A 15,849-nucleotide genomic window follows, 5' to 3' on the forward strand; every position below is an offset into this window, starting at 1 on the left:
CTCGACATGACCGGCGATCGGACCGGCGAACACACCACCGGTGAAAGCCAGACCAGCAATACCCAGCACGCTCTTACGCAGCATCGTGTTCATGGTGGGGGGCTCCATTCGGGGGTCAACGCACCGGGGGGGTGCGGGCACCGTCAGGCGCACAACAAAAGTTCGGCTGCTCGCGGGGCGGGGGCCTCGACGCGGCGCCGGAAGTATGTGCAACGACCGGGGACCCACCGTCATTCCCGGGCGGGGATCGGCGGGTGCTTGCCTTCCTCGGCCGTGCACCGGGATACAACGCCGCGACCCCCCGACCGATTCCACCGCCAGCGTGCCGCCCACCACCACCCAACCGGACAAACCACCCACCAGGTCCGTTCGGGAGCGCACCACCCGGCGCCTCGGAGCGCCCGGGACACCCGTGGCGTTCCACCCAACGTCGCGAAGGGAACACCTCGGGCGTCCGAGCACTGTGCGGGCGTCGACCGGCTGTCGGACAGACGGACCGGCCGGCCACGAATCGGGGCCGGCCGGTCACGGGTGACGTCTCACCAGAGCTGCTGGACGATGTCCGCCGCCTGCTCCTCCCACTGCGCGTACGCGTACGGGTAGGCGGACACCTGGACGGTCTGCGCCGCGCTGGTCAGCGGCAGGTTCTGCCAGCCGCCGACGTTCTTCAGCGCGCCGAAGAACGCCTTGCTGGCGTACTCCGGGTCGGTGATCTGCTCGGACGTGCCCCAACCGGACGACGGACGCTGCTGGAACAGACCCTCCGAGTCGTGGTCGTTGTACGCGCCGAGGTGGCCCAGGTTGTACAGCTTGGACTCCTGCAGGGACGTGGCGACGCCGATCACGGCGCCCCGCTCCCCCACGCCGGTCTCCTTGGCCGCCCGGACGATGGCCTTGGCGTTGTCGAGCTGCGCGTCGTCGAGCGGGATGCGCGACTGTGCGCCCTCGACGCCGTGCGGCACGAGCTTCTCCCGGGCGGGCCGGTCGGCCTTGGTGGGGACCTTGTCGCTGCCCGTGGTCAGGCCGGAGGTGGCGGTCTTCTTGCCGGTGGCCAGGTCGATGGCGGCCTTGGCGCCGGCGTGGGGTCCGCTGGTCACCGGCGCGGCGACGGCGGTGGGCGCGAAGGCCAGTCCGCCCAGGGCGGCCACGCCCGCGACGGCGAGTGCGGCGCGACGGTTCTGGGCGACGACGGTGGTCCTCGCGACGGCGGTCTTCGCGATGGCGGGGAGCCATCGAGTGAGGTGCTGCTGCACGATGGTTGCCCTTTCGATCGTTACGACGCGCTCCGGGGTGAGCGCCCCTCGGGGGTGCCGGCACCGGTCGGGTGCCGGCGTACCGGGGCACAACCAGGCCGGCCTGTCGGTCATTCCGGAGATGTCGGGTGGGCGCGGAGGCTGCGGTCCAGGTCACTCCGCGAGCGCGGGGAAACGGGACGATCAGGCCGGGCCGCCGAAACGGACCAGGACGTGCCAGAGCTGCTTGAGGTGCTGCCAGGTCAGCTCCGCCGGTCCACGGTCGGCCCAGCGGTGCGGCTCGCGTACCAGCGACGCGGCGGCCCGGCCGATCAGGGCGGCGTGCAGCGGCTCCCCCGGCCGGCCGAACTCGGCGTGCACGCGGACGGCCAGCGGCGGGATGTCCGGGCCGCGGAAGTCGGCGTCGACGCCGTCGACGGGTAGCTGGAAGCCGCAGTGCCAGCGCAGCGGGAAACCGTGCCGGCGGGCGAGACCGGCGAGGCGGCGGCCGGTTCCGGTGTCCCGGAACGACGGGTCGGCCACGAGAGCCTCGACGTCACGGGCGAGGCTCAGCTCGCCGTGCACCTGGGCCTCGATGTAGTCGTCGAGCGCGCGACCGGCCCGCTCGGAGGCCCGTTCCCGGCGGGACAGCAGCGTCCGCAGCAGCGTGCCGGTGTCCATCCCGGACACGCCGAGGCTGACGCCGGTGCCGGCGGTGGCGACCAGCAGCGCGGCGAGGACCGGTTCGAAGACGGTGGCGGTGCCGACCTCGGTCGGCCCGAGATGACTGTCCCCGAAGGTGAACGTGGTCCGGGCCACCACCTCCGGGCGCAGCCGCAGGTGGCAGGAGCCGAACCGGGGGCAGGCGCCGTCGGGATGGTCGAGCAGGTTGAGGCCGCCGTACTTCGGACGCTCCGCGGCGGGCACGCCCGGACGCTGGTACGCGCCGCCGAACATCGCCTCCTCCCAGCGGTCCCGGTCACCACCGGGGAACGCGGTGAGCCCGCCGTTGCCGATGCCGGTCTCGAACTGGCTGCGGTACACGCCCTCGTCGTCGAGCGCCTCGACCACCGTCCGGCCGTGTTGCAGCAGCCGGTCGGGGTGGAAGTTGACGGTCAGCCGGCCGTACCCGGTCACCACCGCGCCGACCTCGTCGCCGCGGAGGTCTGCTCCGGAGCCGGCGAGGTGTTCCGCGATCACGGCGAGCGCGGCCGGGCGGTCCCGCAGCGCGGCGCCGCGCACGTGTCGCAGGGCGGCGGACTGCGCGGCGGTCAGCGTCGGTCCGGGCATGCCGGCGAGTATCGCCGGGCCGGGCCCGCCGGGCCAGAGGAATTCCGCGAGGTACGACTACCGACCTGAGGTACGGCTACCGACCGGTCGCGCCGAGGCGGGCGAGCAGGTGCGCGTTGCCGCCGGTGGCGCCGAGCTGGCGCAGCAGGTGCTCCAGGGCGGCCTGCCGGTCCAGCGTGGACAACGCGGACCGCAACGCGCGCAGGCGTTGCCGTTCGAGGTCGGACAGCAGCGCCTCCTCCCGCCGGGTGCCGGAGGCGCGCACGTCGACCGCCGGGAACGTACGCCGGTCGGCGAGCCCCCGGTCCAGTTTCAGCTCCGCGTTGCCGGTGCTCTTGAACTCCTCGAAGATGAGCGTGTCGGCGGCCGAGCCGTTCTCCACCAGCGCGGAGGCCAGGATGGTCAGCGAGCCGCCCTCCTCGACCGCGCGAGCCGCCGCGAGCAGTTGTTTGGGCGGGGTGAGCGCGGCCACGTCGATGCCGCCGGAGAGCGTACGCCCGGCGGAGCGCACGGTGAGGTTGTAGGCGCGGCCGAGCCGGGTCAGCGAGTCGAGCAGCACGACCACGTCCTGCCCCAGCTCGACCAGGCGCTTCGCCCGTTCGATCGCCAGTTCCGCCACGGCGGTGTGGTCCCGCGGCGGGCGGTCGAACGTGGCGGCGACGACCTCGCCCTTGATCGACCGGGACATGTCGGTGACCTCTTCGGGTCGCTCGTCCACCAGCACCACCATCAGGTGACAGTCGGGATGGTTGGTGGTGATCGCGTTCGCGATGGCCTGCAACACCATCGTCTTGCCGGCTTTCGGCGGTGCCACGACCAACGCCCGCTGGCCCTTGCCGAGGGGCATGACCAGGTCGATGACCCGGGTGGTCAGCACGTGCGGCTCGGTCTCCAGCCGTAGCCGCTCACGCGGGTGCACCGGGGTGAGCTGGTGGAAGTCGCGGCGACGCCGGGCCGGCCCGGCGTCGAGGCCGTTGACGGTGTCCAACCGGTCCAGCGGGACCGGCCGGCCCGGGTGGGACTCGCCGGTGACCGTGCCGGTGACCAGGTCGCCGCGGCGCAGGCCGTACCGGCGGACCTGGCCGGCGCTGAGCGTGACGTCGGCGGTGGACGGCAGGTATCCGTCCACCCGGAGCGTGTGGTGCCCGCCGACGGTGTCGAGGACACCGCTGACGGGACGGTGCGCGGGAATCATGGGTGGCCTTTCGTCGGGAGTGGTGTCGGCGGACGCGGACACCGGGGAACGGCGCGGGTCGGGACCGGCCCGGCGCGGGCCGGGGGCGGTGTCACCGCGACGGAGGAGCCGGCCGGTCGGACAGCCGAGCGGTGGAGAAGCCGCTCGGACAGCCGAGCGGCGGAGAGGGCGGTCGGTGACCGGCCACAGAGGAGATGGCGGACGACGGGCGGCGTCTGGCGCCGGCATCCGGGTCCACGAGCAGGCTAACCCGACCCGCCGCGGCGGGCAACCAGATCACCGGTGCCGCCGGGCCGGACGCTTCGTTAGAGTGAGGGCCCCGCCGCACCGGGAGGCCCGCACCGTGACTGCTACGACCGTGGTCGACCAGGTCGATCTGGGCGATCACGTCTGCTGGATCCACGACGACGACAGCGACGCGCTGGAGGCCGTCGGTCGCTTCGCCGCAGCCGGTCTCCGCCGCGGCCACAAGGTGGTCTGTTTCACCGAGACGTCGACTCCCCAGGCGGTCCGCCTGCGGGTCGACGCCGTCGGGGTCCCCACCGAGGCCGCCGTGGCGGCCGGGCAGCTGCGGATCCTGCCCGCCCTGGACGCGTTCCCGGGCGCCGGGCGACCCACCCCGGCCGCCCTGGCCGACACGGTCCGCCGCGAGGTCGACCGGGCCCGGCACGAGGGCTACCCGGGGGTACGCCTCAGCGGCGACATGGCGTGGGTGCTGCGGTCCGGCGTCAGCCTGGACGAGCTACGACGCTACGAGCAGGCGCTGGCCCCGCTCTTTCCCGACGGCCGGGTCGCCGGCCTGTGTCTGTACGACCGCCGACGCTTCCCCGCCGAGCATCTCCGCCTGCTCACCGCCGCCCACCCGGGCACCGCCGGGCCGCTCACGCCGCGCACCTGGTCGCCGCTGCTGCGTGCCTACCGGACCGGGGATCCGCCCGGGTTACGGCTGGTAGGGCAGGTGGACCGCAGCAACCGTGACGCGTTCGTGGCGCTGCTGGGCGAGCTGACCGCCCTGGCCGGTCCGGCCCCGGTGCTGGATCTGACGGAGCTGAGCTTCGCCGACGCCGGCGCGGCCACCGAGCTGGCGCGGGCCGGCCGGGCCAGCCGCACCGGCATCCGGCTGGTGGGATGCCGGCCGGCGCTGGACCGGCTGCTGCGCGTGTTGGACGGCGTGCCGGCCTGAGCGCCGCCACCGGCGCACCGCCCGCCTGGACGAGCGCCGCCGGTGGCCAGGAGCCGGTGGTCAGGAGCCGGTGGCCACCGCCGGTCGTCGAGGCCGGGCAGGCGGGGTGCTCAGTGACCGCGCGCGATCCACTCGTCCAGGTGCGGCGCCTCCGCGCCGACGGTGGTGTCGTCGCCGTGCCCGGTGTGCACCACCGTCTCCGGCGGCAGCGTGAGCAGGCGGGTGCGGATCGACTCGACGATGAGCCCGAAGTCGCTGTACGACCGGCCGGTCGCGCCCGGCCCGCCGGCGAAGAGCGTGTCGCCGGTGAAGACCACGCCCAGTTCCGGGGCGTACAGGCTGCACGCTCCCGGGCTGTGCCCGGGCGTGTGCAGGACCCGCAGCGTGGCGCCGCCGACGGTGACGGTCTGCCCGTCGGTGAGGTCGCCGTCCGGCGGTGTGTCCGGGTGGACCTGGTCCCACAGCACCCGGTCGGCGGGGTGCAGCAGCACCGGCGCCCCGGTGACGCGGGCCAGCTCGGGGGCGACCCGGACGTGGTCGTCGTGGGCGTGGGTGGCCAGCACCGCGAGCACCCGCCGGTCGCCGACCACCTTGCGGATGGCGGCCACGTCGTGCGGCGCGTCGACCACCACGCACTCGTGGTCGTCGCCGATCACCCAGACGTTGTTGTCGACGTCGAACGTCTGCCCGTCCAGCGAGAACGTCCCGGACGTGACGGTGTGGTCCACGTGCGCGGTCACGGGAAGACCACCACCGAGCGGAGCACGTCGCCGTGGTGCATCCGGGCGAACGCGTCCTCGACCCGGTCGAGAGCGATCTCCTCGGTGACGAACGCGTCCAGGTCGAGCCGGCCCTGACGGTAGAGCTCGGTGAGCATCGGGAAGTCGCGGCTGGGCAGGCAGTCGCCGTACCAGCTCGACTTGAGCGCGCCGCCGCGACCGAACACGTCGAGCAGCGGCAGCTCCAGCGTCATCTCCGGGGTCGGCACGCCGACCAGCACGACGGTGCCGGCGAGGTCGCGTGCGTAGAACGCCTGCTTCCAGGTCTCCGGCCGGCCGACCGCGTCGATCACCACGTCGGCGCCGAACCCGCCGGTGACCGCGCGGATCGCCTCGACCGGGTCGTCCTCGGAGGCGTTGACGGTGTGGGTGGCGCCGAACTTCCGCGCCCAGTCGAGCTTACGGGAGTCGGTGTCGACCGCGACGATCGTCGTCGCGCCGGCCAGCGCCGCGCCGGCCACCGCCGCGTCGCCGACACCGCCGCAGCCGATCACCGCGACGGAGTCGCCCCGGGTCACGTTGCCGGTGTTCATGGCCGCCCCGAGACCGGCCATGACGCCGCAGCCGAGCAGGCCGACGGCGGCGGGCCGCGCGGACGGGTCGACCTTGGTGCACTGGCCGGCGTGCACGAGCGTCTTCTCGGCGAACGCGCCGATGCCCAGCGCGGGCGTCAGCTCGGTGCCGTCGGTGAGCGTCATCTTCTGCGCCGCGTTGTGGGTGGCGAAGCAGTACCAGGGACGGCCGCGCCGGCAGGCCCGGCACTGCCCGCACACGGCCCGCCAGTTGAGCACCACGAAGTCGCCGGGGGCCACGTCGGTGACGCCGTCGCCCACCTGCTCGACGACGCCGGCGGCCTCGTGACCGAGCAGGAACGGGTAGTCGTCGTTGATGCCGCCCTCGCGGTAGTGCAGGTCGGTGTGGCAGACGCCGCAGGACTGGACGCGGACCACCGCCTCACCCGGCCCCGGGTCGGGCACCACGATGGTGGTGACCTCCACCGGCGCGCCCTTGCGCCGCGACACGACTCCCCGGACTTCCTGACTCACGGCAGTTCTCCTTCGTTCTCGGTCCCCCACCGAACCTACCGCCGATCATGACCGCCGGCGCGACGCCCGCCGGTTGACGTGTGTCCGCTGGGCGGATTGTCCGGCGGCGGGGGTCGCCGGCCCGCTCAGGCCGGCACCGCCACCGGCATCCGTTCGTCGGCCAACCGGCGGCGGGCGGCGTTGCGGTAGCGCAGCACCTGCACCGCCCCGAGCGCCCAGAGCAGGTACTGCACCGCGAACGCCCACCGGAACGCGGACAGCGGCGGGGCGTCCCGGCCGGTCGGGGTGGCCAGGTCGAGCACCACGCCGATGGCCAGGATCAGCAGGATGGAGGCGACGAACCCGCCGACGTTGACGATGCCGGTGGCGCTGCCGATGCGGTGCACCGGGTTGAACGTCCGGGCGTAGTCGAAGCCGATCACCGAGCCGGGGCCGTTGACCGCGAGCACCACGACCAGCGCGACCAGCAGCGCGTGCGGGGCGCGGCCGGGCCAGAGCAGCACCACCGCCCAGACCGCGGCGGTGGCGGCGGTGATGCCGAAGACCAGCACCGAGCGGTGGAACGGGTGCCGGGCGCACAGGTGCGCGACCACCGGGCCGCAGACCAGCGTCACCACGGTCATCAGGGTGAGCAGCCCGGCCGCGGCGGTCGGCGTGAAACCCTGCCCCTGCACCAGGAACGGGTAGCCCCAGAGCAGCGCGAACACCGAACCGGAGAACTGGGCGACGAAGTGCGTCCACAGGCCGAGCCGGGTGCCGGGCTGCGCCCACGCGTCGGCGAGCTGCCGGCGTACCGCCGCCGGGCCGGGCGCCGGCGCGGCGACGTGCGCGGCGTGCGGGGTGTCCCGGACCACGACGAGGACCAGCAGCAGCACGGTGCCGCCGAGCGCCGCCGCGGTCAGGAACGCCGGGGCCCAGCCCACGTGGTGCAGCAGCGCCACCAGGGGTACGGCGCCGAGCACCGCGCCGAGCTGGCCGATGGTGCCGGTGAGCTGCACCAGCAGCGGGTTGCGCCGGCCCGGGAACCAGAACGCCACGATCCGCAGCACGCTGATGAACGTCATCGCGTCCCCGAGACCGACAAGCACCCGGGCGGCGACGGCGAGGCGGACGTCGGTGGCGACCGCGAACACGAGCTGTCCGGCGACCATGAGCGTGCCGCCGGCCAGCAGCAGTCGGCGTGACCCGTAGCGGTCCAGCAGCACCCCGACCGGGATCTGCATGGCCGCGTAGACGGCGAGCTGCGCCACCGAGAAGGTGGCCAGCGCGGCGGCGTTGATGCCGAAGCGGTCCGCCGCGTCGACCCCGGTGACGCCGAGCGAGCTGCGGTGGAACACGGCGGCCACGTACGCGGTCACGGCCACCGCGTAGATCAGCGCGGCGGGCCGGCGGGCGACGGTCACCGGAGCCTCCCGAGCATGGTGGCGGCGGAGTCGATGTGCCCGGCCACCGCGTCGCGCCACACCGCCGGGGCGTCGCCGTCGAGCGCGGCGAGCTGGGCGGCGTGCTCGGCGAGGGCGACCTCGGCCCAGCCGGGCGAGAGCCGGAAGCCGGCCTCGCCCATCCGCAGTTGCCGGTCACGCAGCCGGTGGTAGAGCTCGGCCAGGATCTCGTTGCCGGCGGCCTCCACGACCGCCGCGTGGAAGGCCCGGTCGGCGGCCATCAGGGCGGTGAGGTCCCCGGCGGCGTGCGCCCGGCGCATCTCGTCGAGCCGGTCGGCCAGCTCGCCACGGAGCGCGGCACGCCGCGGCCACACCCGCTCGGCGGCGTGCAGCTCCACCAGGCGTCGGGCCTCGATCACGTCGGCGGTCTCCCGGGCGGACACCGGCCGGATCAGCGCGCCGCGTTTCGGGTAGAGCTTGACCAGGCCCTCCGACTCCAGCCGCAGCAGCGCCTCCCGGACCGGGGTACGCGACACCCCGGTCGCCTCCGCGATCTCCCCCTCGCTCACCAGTTGGCCGCCCGGGTAGATCTGCTCCAGCACGGCGCGCTTGAGGTGGCGGTAGGCCCGCTCGGCCGCGGACAGGCCGGTCCCGGTGCTGGGATACGTCATGTATCTATGATGGGCCGGGCCGCTCGTTAGTCTCCGCCGGTGTGCCGGACGGTGGCCTGGACCACGCCGGGCGGAGCGTCACCCGCCGGGCGACGCCCAGAAGTCGCGCAGCAGCGCCGCCACCTCGACGGTCCGCTCGATCTGCGGCATGTGCCCGGTGTCGCGGAACAGGTGGCTGCGCGCCCCGGGCAGCCGGGCCCGGGCGTACGCCAGGTGCGCGGCCGGCAGGATCAGGTCGCGCTCGCCCCAGACCAGCAGCGTGGGCAGGTCGAGCGCGGCCACCGCGTCGAGCAGCTCGGCGCGCCAGCGGGGGCGTACCCCGCGCCATGTCCCCAGGTCGCGAACCAGCTCCCGCATCACCCGGGCCGCGTGCGGCTGCCGGGCCACCGCGAGCGCGGTGGCGATCCGCTCCTCGGTGACGTGGGCCGGGTCGACGAAGATGGCGCGCTCGGTGCGGCGGGCGATCGCCGGGTGCGGGCGCAGCAGCAGCCGTGCCAGCGGGGGCACCGCCAGCAGCCGCAGCGCCACGGTCACCTCCCGGCCGAAGCCGGCGCTGTTGAGCAGTGCCAGGCCGGCCGCCCGGTGCGGCGCGTCGGCGGCCAGGCGCATGGCCACCGCCCCGCCGAGTGAGTTGCCGACCAGTTGGGCCGGGCCGGTGACCCCGGCGGCGTCGAGGAACCCGGCGACCGCGCCGGCCAGGGCAGGCAGCGTGTGCGGTCCGGGCAGCGGCGCGGAGCCGCCGTGGCCGGGCAGGTCCACGGCGAGCACACGGTGGTCGCGGGCCAGCGCGGCGTGCAGCGCGGTGAAGTCGTCGAGGGTACGGCCGATGCCGTGCAACAGCACCACCGGCGGCCCGTCGCCGGTGGTGCGGCAGCGCATCCGCAGACCGGCCACGGTGTGCTCGTCGGCCGGCGGCAGCCCGACCGTCACGCCAGGCGTCCCGGCTCCCGCCCGACCGCGCCGTCGGAGACCGACCCGGCCGCGTCGGCGGCACCGGCCGAACCAGTCGGCACAGTCGCATCACCGGCACCGGTCGACCCGGCCGCGTCGGCGGCACCGGTTGGCACGGGCGCGTCATTCGCACCGACCGGCGGGGCGGTCGGCGCCGGTCGGGGTGCGGGCACCCGGGCGGGTCGCGGGCGCATGGCCAGGGCCAGCACCTTGCCGAAGCCGGCGGGGGCGACGCGGGCGAGCAGGTCGGGCAGCTTGGCCGACCAGCCGATCAGCACCCGGCCGCGCCGCCGCTGCGCACCACGCAGGATGACCTCGGCGGCGACCGCCGGGTCGATGGTCAGCAGCTTCTCGAACTGCCGCCGGCCGACCTCGTACTCCTCCCGGGAGACGCCGCTGCCCACCCGCGCGCTGGCGGCGATGCGGGTCCGGATGCCGCCCGGGTGCACCGAGGTGACGCCGATCCGGTCGTCGACCAGCTCGTGCCGCAGCGCCTCGGTGAACCCACGCACGGCGAACTTGCTGGCCGCGTACGCGGTCTGCCCCGGCGGGGCGATGAGACCGAAGAGGCTGGACACGTTGACCAGGTGGGAGCCCGGCTCCGCCTTGAGCGAGGGCAGCAGCGCGTGGGTCAGCCGCACCACGGCCCGAAAGTTGATCTCGATGACCCAGAGGAACTCGTCCAGTGTGACCTGGTCGAACCGGCCGCCCAAGGCGACGCCGGCGTTGTTGATCAGCAGCCGGATCCGGGGATGCGCGTGGTGGATCTCGGCGGCGACCCGGTCGGTGGCCTCGGCGTCGGCGAGGTCGACCACGTAGGTGTGGATCTCCCGGTCCAGGTGCCGGGCCCGGATCGACGCGACCACCGCGGCCAGCCGGTCGGCGTCCCGGTCGAGCAGGACCAGGTCCGCGCCGCGCCGGGCCAGGCCGTCGGCCAGCGCCGCGCCGATGCCGCTGGCCGCGCCGGTGACGACCGCGGTGCCACCGGGAAAGTCGAGATCACGCATCGGTACCTCCGGAGGCGGCCACGGCCGCGGTGGCCGGCGCGCCGGCACGGGCGAACCGGACGCCGTCGGTCAGCGGCCCGTGCCGCATCAGGCGTACGTCGCGAGGATAGTTCTGGTGCAGCCGCCACGGCGCGCGCGGGCCCTGCTTCGGCAACTGGTCGACCGCGCGCAGCACGTACCCGGACTTCAGGTCGATGATCGGCACGAGATCGTCGGTGTCCGGGGCGAGCGGGGTGACGATCTGCTGGCCGGTGTCGTCGAGGTGGCGCAGCAGCCGACAGACGTACGTGGCGACCAGGTCGGCCTTCAGCGTCCAGGACGCGTTGGTGTAGCCGATCGTCATGGCGAAGTTCGGCACGCCGGAGAGCATCATGCCCTTGTAGGCGATGGTGGCGGCGAGGTCGACGTCGGCGCCGTCGACGGTCAGCGTCATGCCGCCGAGCGCCAGCAGGTTGAGGCCGGTGGCGGTGACCACGACGTCGGCCGGCAACTCGTCGCCGGAGGCGAGCCGCAGGCCGCGTTCGGTGAACGTGTCGATGGTGTCGGTGACCACCGACGCCCGGCCCTCGGCCAGCGCGGTGAACAGGTCGCCGTCCGGCACCACGCACAGCCGCTGGTCCCAGGGGTCGTAGCGGGGCGAGAAGTGCCTGTCGACGTCGTACCCGACCGGCAGTCGACCCTTCGCGGCGCGGCGCAGGAACCGCTTCACCAGGCCGGGCGCCCGGCGGCTGAGCTGGAAGTTCGCCACTCCCAGCGTGACGTTCTTCCAGCGCGCCACCGCGTACGCGGTGCGCGGGGGCAGCCAGCGCCGCGCGGCCTCGGCGAACCTGTCGCGCGACGGCAGCGCGACGACGTACGTCGGGGAGCGCTGGAGCATGGTGACGTGGGCGGCCCGCTCGGCCATGGCCGGGACCAGGGTCACCGCGGTGGCGCCGCTGCCGATCACCACCACCCGCTTGCCGGTGAAGTCGAGCCGCTGCGGCCAGTGCTGCGGGTGCACCAGCGTGCCGGCGTACCGCTCGACGCCCGGCAGCCGGGGCGTGTAGCCCTCGTCGTAGCGGTAGTAGCCGGAGTTGGTGAACAGGAAGCCGCAGGTGACCGTGACGTCCTCGCCGGTGTCGTCGCGGCGGGCGTGCACGGTCCAGCGGGCGGTGGCGCTGTCCCACTCGGCGCGGGTGACCCGGTGGTGGAAGCGGATGTGCCGTTCCACGTCGTGCTCGCGGGCGGTCTGCCGGACGTACCGGCGGATCGACTCACCGTCGGCGATCGCCTTCGGGTCGGTCCACGGCTTGAACGAGTAGCCGAGCGTGTACATGTCCGAGTCGGAGCGGACGCCCGGGTAGCGGAACAGGTCCCAGGTGCCGCCGATGGCGCCCCGGGCCTCCAGCACCGCGTAGGTCTTGCCGGGGCACTCGCGTCCCAGGTGGACGGCGGCGCCGATGCCGGACAGGCCGGCGCCGACGATGAGAACGTCGACGTGGTCGGAGGCCATGGCTTCTCCCGTTCTCCCGCGGTGACCGGACCCTATCCACCGCCCCGGACCCCGGTCAACACCCTGTCGAGTCCGATCGACAGGGTGTCGAGCGGGTGTAGCATCGGCCGACATGACCACCGCCCGGACGCCGACCGGCGCCACGCCGAACCGTGGGCGGCGGGCCGGCCGCTCCACCGGCGACGACCGGGAGGTGGCGATCCTGGCCACCGCCGAGCGGCTGCTGCGGGAGCGCGCGTTCGGCGACATCTCCATCGACGACCTGGCGCGGGGCGCCGGCATCTCCCGGCCCACGTTCTACTTCTACTTCCCGTCCAAGGACGCGGTGCTGCTCACCCTGCTCGACCGGGTCACCGAGGAGGCCGACGCCGCCGCCGGCGACGTGCTGGACCGGCTGGCCGAGGATCCGCGCGCCCGGTGGCGGGAGCTGATCGCCCGGTTCCACGCCACCTTCGGCGGTCACCGCGACGTGGTGCTCGCCTGCGCCCAGGTGCGCGGCACCAACGCCGAGGTCCGGCGGCTCTGGGCCGAGGTGCTGGAGCGCTGGGTCCGCGCGGTGCAGGCCGCGATCGAGATGGAACGCGCGCGCGGCGCGGCCCCGGACGGGCTGCCCGCCCGGGACCTGGCCATCGCGTTGAACTCGATGAACGAGCGGGTCTGGTACGCGACGTTCGCCGGCGACGGCCCGGCGGTGGCCGAGCGGGACGTGGTCGACGTGCTGCTCGACGTCTGGCTGACCGCGATCTACCGCACCACCACGCCCCCGGTCGGGCCGCCCTGAGCCGTGGTGTGCGCACTAGCGCCGCCGGGCGAACTCCATGATCCAGTTGGTTTCCCAGGTGCGTTCGCCGTCGGTGGAGAAGGCCTGCTCCCAGCGGCAGGAGGCAGGGGTGATCGCCGACCAGAGGAACCGGCAGCGCACCGGCCGTCCCTCGTCGGAGTCGTCGGCGTGGAACGTGCCGACGCCGTCGGTGAACCGGCCCACCACCGGCGGCAGCTCCAGCACCCCGCGGCGGCTGTTCATCCAGTAGATCGACCAGAGGCCGGTCGCCGGGTCGAGGAGTCGCACGGTGGAGCCGGAGAAGCCCCGGCTCGGGCAGCGCATCTCGTCGAAACTGCCGGCGCCGTCGAAGAACGACCGTGCCTCGCTGACGCCGGCGAACTCGTCCCAGTCGTCGCTGCCCACGTGGCGCTCGCGCAGCCGCCGGTTGGTCACGTCCCAGGCGCCGACGAGGAAGTCGAAGTCGCCCATCAGCGCCCCACCGGGCCCTCGGCGCGGGTGTCGGCCAGGTAGCCGGCCAGGTCGGGTTCGTCCGGCGCGAGCAGGTGCCGGACCCAGGCGGCGCGCTCGTGCTCCAGCACGCCCAGCTCCCAGACGCAGCCGACGCCGGGCCGCGTCAGGTCGACGAAGTGTGCCGGGTCGTCGTCCGGACAGGCCAGCGCCGGTTGCCCGGCGATCGCGATGTGGCACTCGACGACGTTGTCGAAGAACCAGCTGTACGCCAGCAGGTACGCACCGGTGTCCGTGCCCCGGTGCAGCACCGTCCAGCTCACCGGCGGCGTGGCGCCGTCCGGGTCGGGCAGCAGCGCCGGCAGGTACGCGTACGCGGCGGTGACCACCTCCGGTTCGAGACGGCGTTCGGGCTGGTCGATGTGGTAGCGCTTGACGTGCCGGCCGGCGACCTCGACGGTCCCCGGCACGGTCAGCTCCTTGTCGTGGAAGGCCATGCGCGGACGGTAGGGCCACTTCCCTGACAGCTAGTGTCAGCGGAATGCGGGCCAGTCGACTCCTGTCCATCCTGTTGCTGCTCCAGGCGCACGGCCGGCTCACCGCCGCCGACCTGGCCACCCGGCTCGACGTGTCGGCGCGCACCGTCTACCGGGACGTCGAGGCGCTGCACGCGGCCGGCATCCCGCTGTACGGCGCGGCCGGACACGCCGGCGGCTACCGGCTCGTCGACGGCTGGCGGACCCGGCTGACCGGGCTCACCGCCGAGGAGGCCGACCGGCTGCTCTTCGCCGGGCTTCCCGGGCCGGCCGCCGAGCTGGGCTACCAGTCGGTCGCGGCGGCCGTGCAGCTCAAACTGCGGGCCGCGCTTCCCGCCCCGCTGGCCGACCGGGCCGCCCGGCTGGAGCGACGGTTCCACCTGGACACCCCGGGCTGGTACTCCGACGGGGACCCGTCGCCGCACCTGGCCGCCGTGGCCGAGGCGGTGTGGCGGGAACACCGGATCCGGGTCCGCTACCGGAGCTGGCGCGAGGAGGTGACCCGGGTGCTGGAGCCGTACGGCCTGGTGCTCAAGGGTGGCCGCTGGTATGTGGTCGCGGCCCGCCCGGATCGTGCCGGGCCGGCCACCTACCGGATCAACCAGATCCTCGACCTCGCCCCGCTGCACGAGCCGTTCGAGCGGCCGGAGTTCGACCTGCCGGAATGGTGGCGGGCGCACGTGGTCGCGTTCCGGGCCGGGCTGCACCGGGACGAGGCCCACATCCGGCTCTCCCCGCGCGGGCGGGAGCGGTTGCGCGAGATCGGCAGCGACGTGGTGGTCGTCGCCGCCGAGGCGAGCGCCGGCCCGCCCGACGCGGCGGGCTGGGTGCGGGCCGTGATCCCCATCGAGTCGCTCACCCACGCGCACGGTGACCTGCTGCGGCTCGGCGCCGACGTGGAGGTTCTCTCCCCCGCCGACCTGCGCGCCCGCCTGGCCGGGACCGCCGCCGCGCTGGCCGCTCTCTACTCCTCGGCCGCCCCCGCTCCGGCCGCCCGTTGACCAAGGAGTTCGCGTCCGGGGTCGAGGCCGACCGTGACCCGAACTCCTTGGTCAACCTTGGTCCCGAAGGCGGACGCGGCCCGCCGTCTAGGGTCGGGGGCGGGTAGACCCGGCTCGCGGCGCGTCGCGTAACGCCTCGGCCAACAGGTCGTAGGTCTCCTGGATCGCCTCCGCCGCGCTCGGCACCACAAGCGTCCCCGGGCGCAGGCGGACCACGTCCATCAGGCGGTCGTACATGGACCCGAGCATCACGGGCCCGCCACCCCGCTCGATGAGACGTTGGTGGTGCAGGATCCACGGGTCGGCACTGCCCCGGACCCGGCGGCCGAACCGTTCGATCGCCGCCTCCCGGTCGTCGAGCAGGACGACCTCGCGAAACGTCGCGCCGTGCCGACGCGCGAGCGCCTCGACCCCGGTGATCTCGTCCACCGTGGCGAGGTACTGCGGGAGGAGGACGTCGTGTCCGCCCGCGAGGTGGGTCTCCGCCATCGCCCGCACCAGCGCCCACCCCATCGGCCACGTGTCGATCGCGTCATCCTGCCACCCGCCGACCAGACGTTGGACGGTGTCGACGTCGAGGTGCAGGACACCGGGATTCCGGTCGGCGTAGAGCGCCGACAGGGTGGACTTGCCGATCCCGGGCGGGCCGTTCAGATGGACGAGCCGTGCCACCCCGCGTCACCCCCGTCCCGGCTGCCTCTGCGCGTCATCGTCGCATGTCAGGTGCCCACGTCGGTCGAGACGGTGATCGGGCCGCTCTCCGGGTGGTGGCAGGCGGTGAGTTGGGTGCCGCCGTCGCGGGTGGTCAGTGCGGGTGTCTCGGTGGCGCAGCGGTCGGTGGCTTTCCAGCAGC

At 74.2% G+C, this 15,849-nt stretch carries 14 protein-coding genes and 3 pseudogenes; 3 read left to right on the forward strand and 14 right to left on the reverse strand.

Annotated features, from left to right (window positions below):
- Nucleotides 1-539: 539 nt before the first annotated feature.
- The 3 genes and pseudogenes from AB0B02_RS31485 to rho form a co-directional block, all read right to left on the reverse strand.
- Nucleotides 540-1,253 (reverse strand): hypothetical protein, encoded by a 714-nt coding sequence (locus tag AB0B02_RS31485; protein ID WP_281941374.1) that lies wholly within the window; start codon nucleotides 1,251-1,253, stop codon nucleotides 540-542.
- Between the two features lie 183 nt (nucleotides 1,254-1,436).
- Complete coding sequence (locus tag AB0B02_RS31490; protein ID WP_357306651.1) at nucleotides 1,437-2,522, reverse strand: DUF3626 domain-containing protein; 1,086 nt, start codon at nucleotides 2,520-2,522, stop codon at nucleotides 1,437-1,439.
- Nucleotides 2,523-2,598: 76 nt separating this feature from the next.
- Nucleotides 2,599-3,699, reverse strand: a pseudogene (gene rho, locus AB0B02_RS31495) (transcription termination factor Rho); the annotation flags it as partial.
- Nucleotides 3,700-4,060: 361 nt separating this feature from the next.
- On the opposite strand from rho, the gene AB0B02_RS31500 reads away from it, so the two are divergent.
- Nucleotides 4,061-4,900 carry an MEDS domain-containing protein gene (locus AB0B02_RS31500; RefSeq protein WP_357306654.1) on the forward strand — a complete coding sequence of 280 codons (840 nt, stop codon included), beginning with the start codon at nucleotides 4,061-4,063 and terminating at the stop codon, nucleotides 4,898-4,900.
- A 110-nt stretch (nucleotides 4,901-5,010) separates the two neighbouring features.
- On the opposite strand, the gene AB0B02_RS31505 is transcribed toward AB0B02_RS31500, so the two are convergent.
- The 7 genes and pseudogenes from AB0B02_RS31505 to AB0B02_RS31535 form a co-directional block, all read right to left on the reverse strand.
- Nucleotides 5,011-5,640: an MBL fold metallo-hydrolase gene (locus AB0B02_RS31505; RefSeq protein WP_281941380.1), complete on the reverse strand. Its 630-nt coding sequence runs from the start codon at nucleotides 5,638-5,640 to the stop codon at nucleotides 5,011-5,013.
- Nucleotides 5,637-6,725: an S-(hydroxymethyl)mycothiol dehydrogenase gene (locus AB0B02_RS31510; RefSeq protein WP_281941382.1), complete on the reverse strand. Its 1,089-nt coding sequence runs from the start codon at nucleotides 6,723-6,725 to the stop codon at nucleotides 5,637-5,639. Before AB0B02_RS31510 ends, AB0B02_RS31505 begins: the two co-directional genes overlap by 4 nt.
- Nucleotides 6,726-6,850: 125 nt before the next feature.
- On the reverse strand, nucleotides 6,851-8,128 hold the full coding sequence (locus AB0B02_RS31515) for an MFS transporter (protein ID WP_357306659.1): 1,278 nt from the start codon (nucleotides 8,126-8,128) through the stop codon (nucleotides 6,851-6,853).
- Nucleotides 8,125-8,778 (reverse strand): GntR family transcriptional regulator, encoded by a 654-nt coding sequence (locus tag AB0B02_RS31520; RefSeq protein WP_357306663.1) that lies wholly within the window; start codon nucleotides 8,776-8,778, stop codon nucleotides 8,125-8,127. The genes AB0B02_RS31515 and AB0B02_RS31520 overlap by 4 nt, the downstream gene beginning before the upstream one ends.
- A gap of 78 nt (nucleotides 8,779-8,856) precedes the next feature.
- On the reverse strand, nucleotides 8,857-9,708 hold the full coding sequence (locus tag AB0B02_RS31525) for an alpha/beta fold hydrolase (RefSeq protein ID WP_357306666.1): 852 nt from the start codon (nucleotides 9,706-9,708) through the stop codon (nucleotides 8,857-8,859).
- 245 nt (nucleotides 9,709-9,953) lie between these two features.
- Nucleotides 9,954-10,736: pseudogene (locus AB0B02_RS31530) on the reverse strand (SDR family NAD(P)-dependent oxidoreductase); the annotation flags it as partial.
- Nucleotides 10,729-12,228: an NAD(P)/FAD-dependent oxidoreductase gene (locus AB0B02_RS31535; protein ID WP_281941392.1), complete on the reverse strand. Its 1,500-nt coding sequence runs from the start codon at nucleotides 12,226-12,228 to the stop codon at nucleotides 10,729-10,731. The gene AB0B02_RS31535 and the pseudogene AB0B02_RS31530, both read right to left, overlap by 8 nt.
- Nucleotides 12,229-12,340: 112 nt before the next feature.
- On the opposite strand from AB0B02_RS31535, the gene AB0B02_RS31540 reads away from it, so the two are divergent.
- Nucleotides 12,341-13,009: a TetR/AcrR family transcriptional regulator gene (locus tag AB0B02_RS31540; protein ID WP_357306671.1), complete on the forward strand. Its 669-nt coding sequence runs from the start codon at nucleotides 12,341-12,343 to the stop codon at nucleotides 13,007-13,009.
- 15 nt (nucleotides 13,010-13,024) lie between these two features.
- On the opposite strand, the gene AB0B02_RS31545 is transcribed toward AB0B02_RS31540, so the two are convergent.
- Entirely contained in the window at nucleotides 13,025-13,480 is a 456-nt protein-coding gene (locus AB0B02_RS31545; RefSeq protein ID WP_281941396.1) for a hypothetical protein, read from the reverse strand.
- Nucleotides 13,480-13,956: a hypothetical protein gene (locus AB0B02_RS31550; RefSeq protein WP_281941398.1), complete on the reverse strand. Its 477-nt coding sequence runs from the start codon at nucleotides 13,954-13,956 to the stop codon at nucleotides 13,480-13,482. Before AB0B02_RS31550 ends, AB0B02_RS31545 begins: the two co-directional genes overlap by 1 nt.
- A gap of 44 nt (nucleotides 13,957-14,000) precedes the next feature.
- On the opposite strand from AB0B02_RS31550, the gene AB0B02_RS31555 reads away from it, so the two are divergent.
- Nucleotides 14,001-14,996, forward strand: coding sequence for a transcriptional regulator (locus tag AB0B02_RS31555; protein ID WP_281941399.1), 996 nt, complete (start codon nucleotides 14,001-14,003; stop codon nucleotides 14,994-14,996).
- A gap of 87 nt (nucleotides 14,997-15,083) precedes the next feature.
- Here AB0B02_RS31555 and AB0B02_RS31560 read toward each other — a convergent pair whose 3' ends face one another.
- Complete coding sequence (locus AB0B02_RS31560; RefSeq protein WP_281941401.1) at nucleotides 15,084-15,668, reverse strand: AAA family ATPase; 585 nt, start codon at nucleotides 15,666-15,668, stop codon at nucleotides 15,084-15,086.
- A gap of 47 nt (nucleotides 15,669-15,715) precedes the next feature.
- Nucleotides 15,716-15,849: pseudogene (locus AB0B02_RS31565) on the reverse strand (dipeptide/oligopeptide/nickel ABC transporter ATP-binding protein); the annotation flags it as partial.

The sequence above is a fragment of the Micromonospora sp. NPDC049240 genome, assembly GCF_040647835.1.
GTDB lineage: Bacteria > Actinomycetota > Actinomycetes > Mycobacteriales > Micromonosporaceae > Micromonospora.

Coding starts and splice junctions, on each gene's coding strand:
- AB0B02_RS31550 (WP_281941398.1), bottom strand. CDS start 13,956: ATGGCCTTCCACGACAAGGAGCTGACCGTGCCGGGGACCGTCGAGGTC.
- AB0B02_RS31490 (WP_357306651.1), bottom strand. CDS start 2,522: ATGCCCGGACCGACGCTGACCGCCGCGCAGTCCGCCGCCCTGCGACAC.
- AB0B02_RS31540 (WP_357306671.1), top strand. CDS start 12,341: ATGACCACCGCCCGGACGCCGACCGGCGCCACGCCGAACCGTGGGCGG.
- AB0B02_RS31535 (WP_281941392.1), bottom strand. CDS start 12,228: ATGGCCTCCGACCACGTCGACGTTCTCATCGTCGGCGCCGGCCTGTCC.
- AB0B02_RS31555 (WP_281941399.1), top strand. CDS start 14,001: ATGCGGGCCAGTCGACTCCTGTCCATCCTGTTGCTGCTCCAGGCGCAC.
- AB0B02_RS31545 (WP_281941396.1), bottom strand. CDS start 13,480: ATGGGCGACTTCGACTTCCTCGTCGGCGCCTGGGACGTGACCAACCGG.
- AB0B02_RS31520 (WP_357306663.1), bottom strand. CDS start 8,778: ATGACGTATCCCAGCACCGGGACCGGCCTGTCCGCGGCCGAGCGGGCC.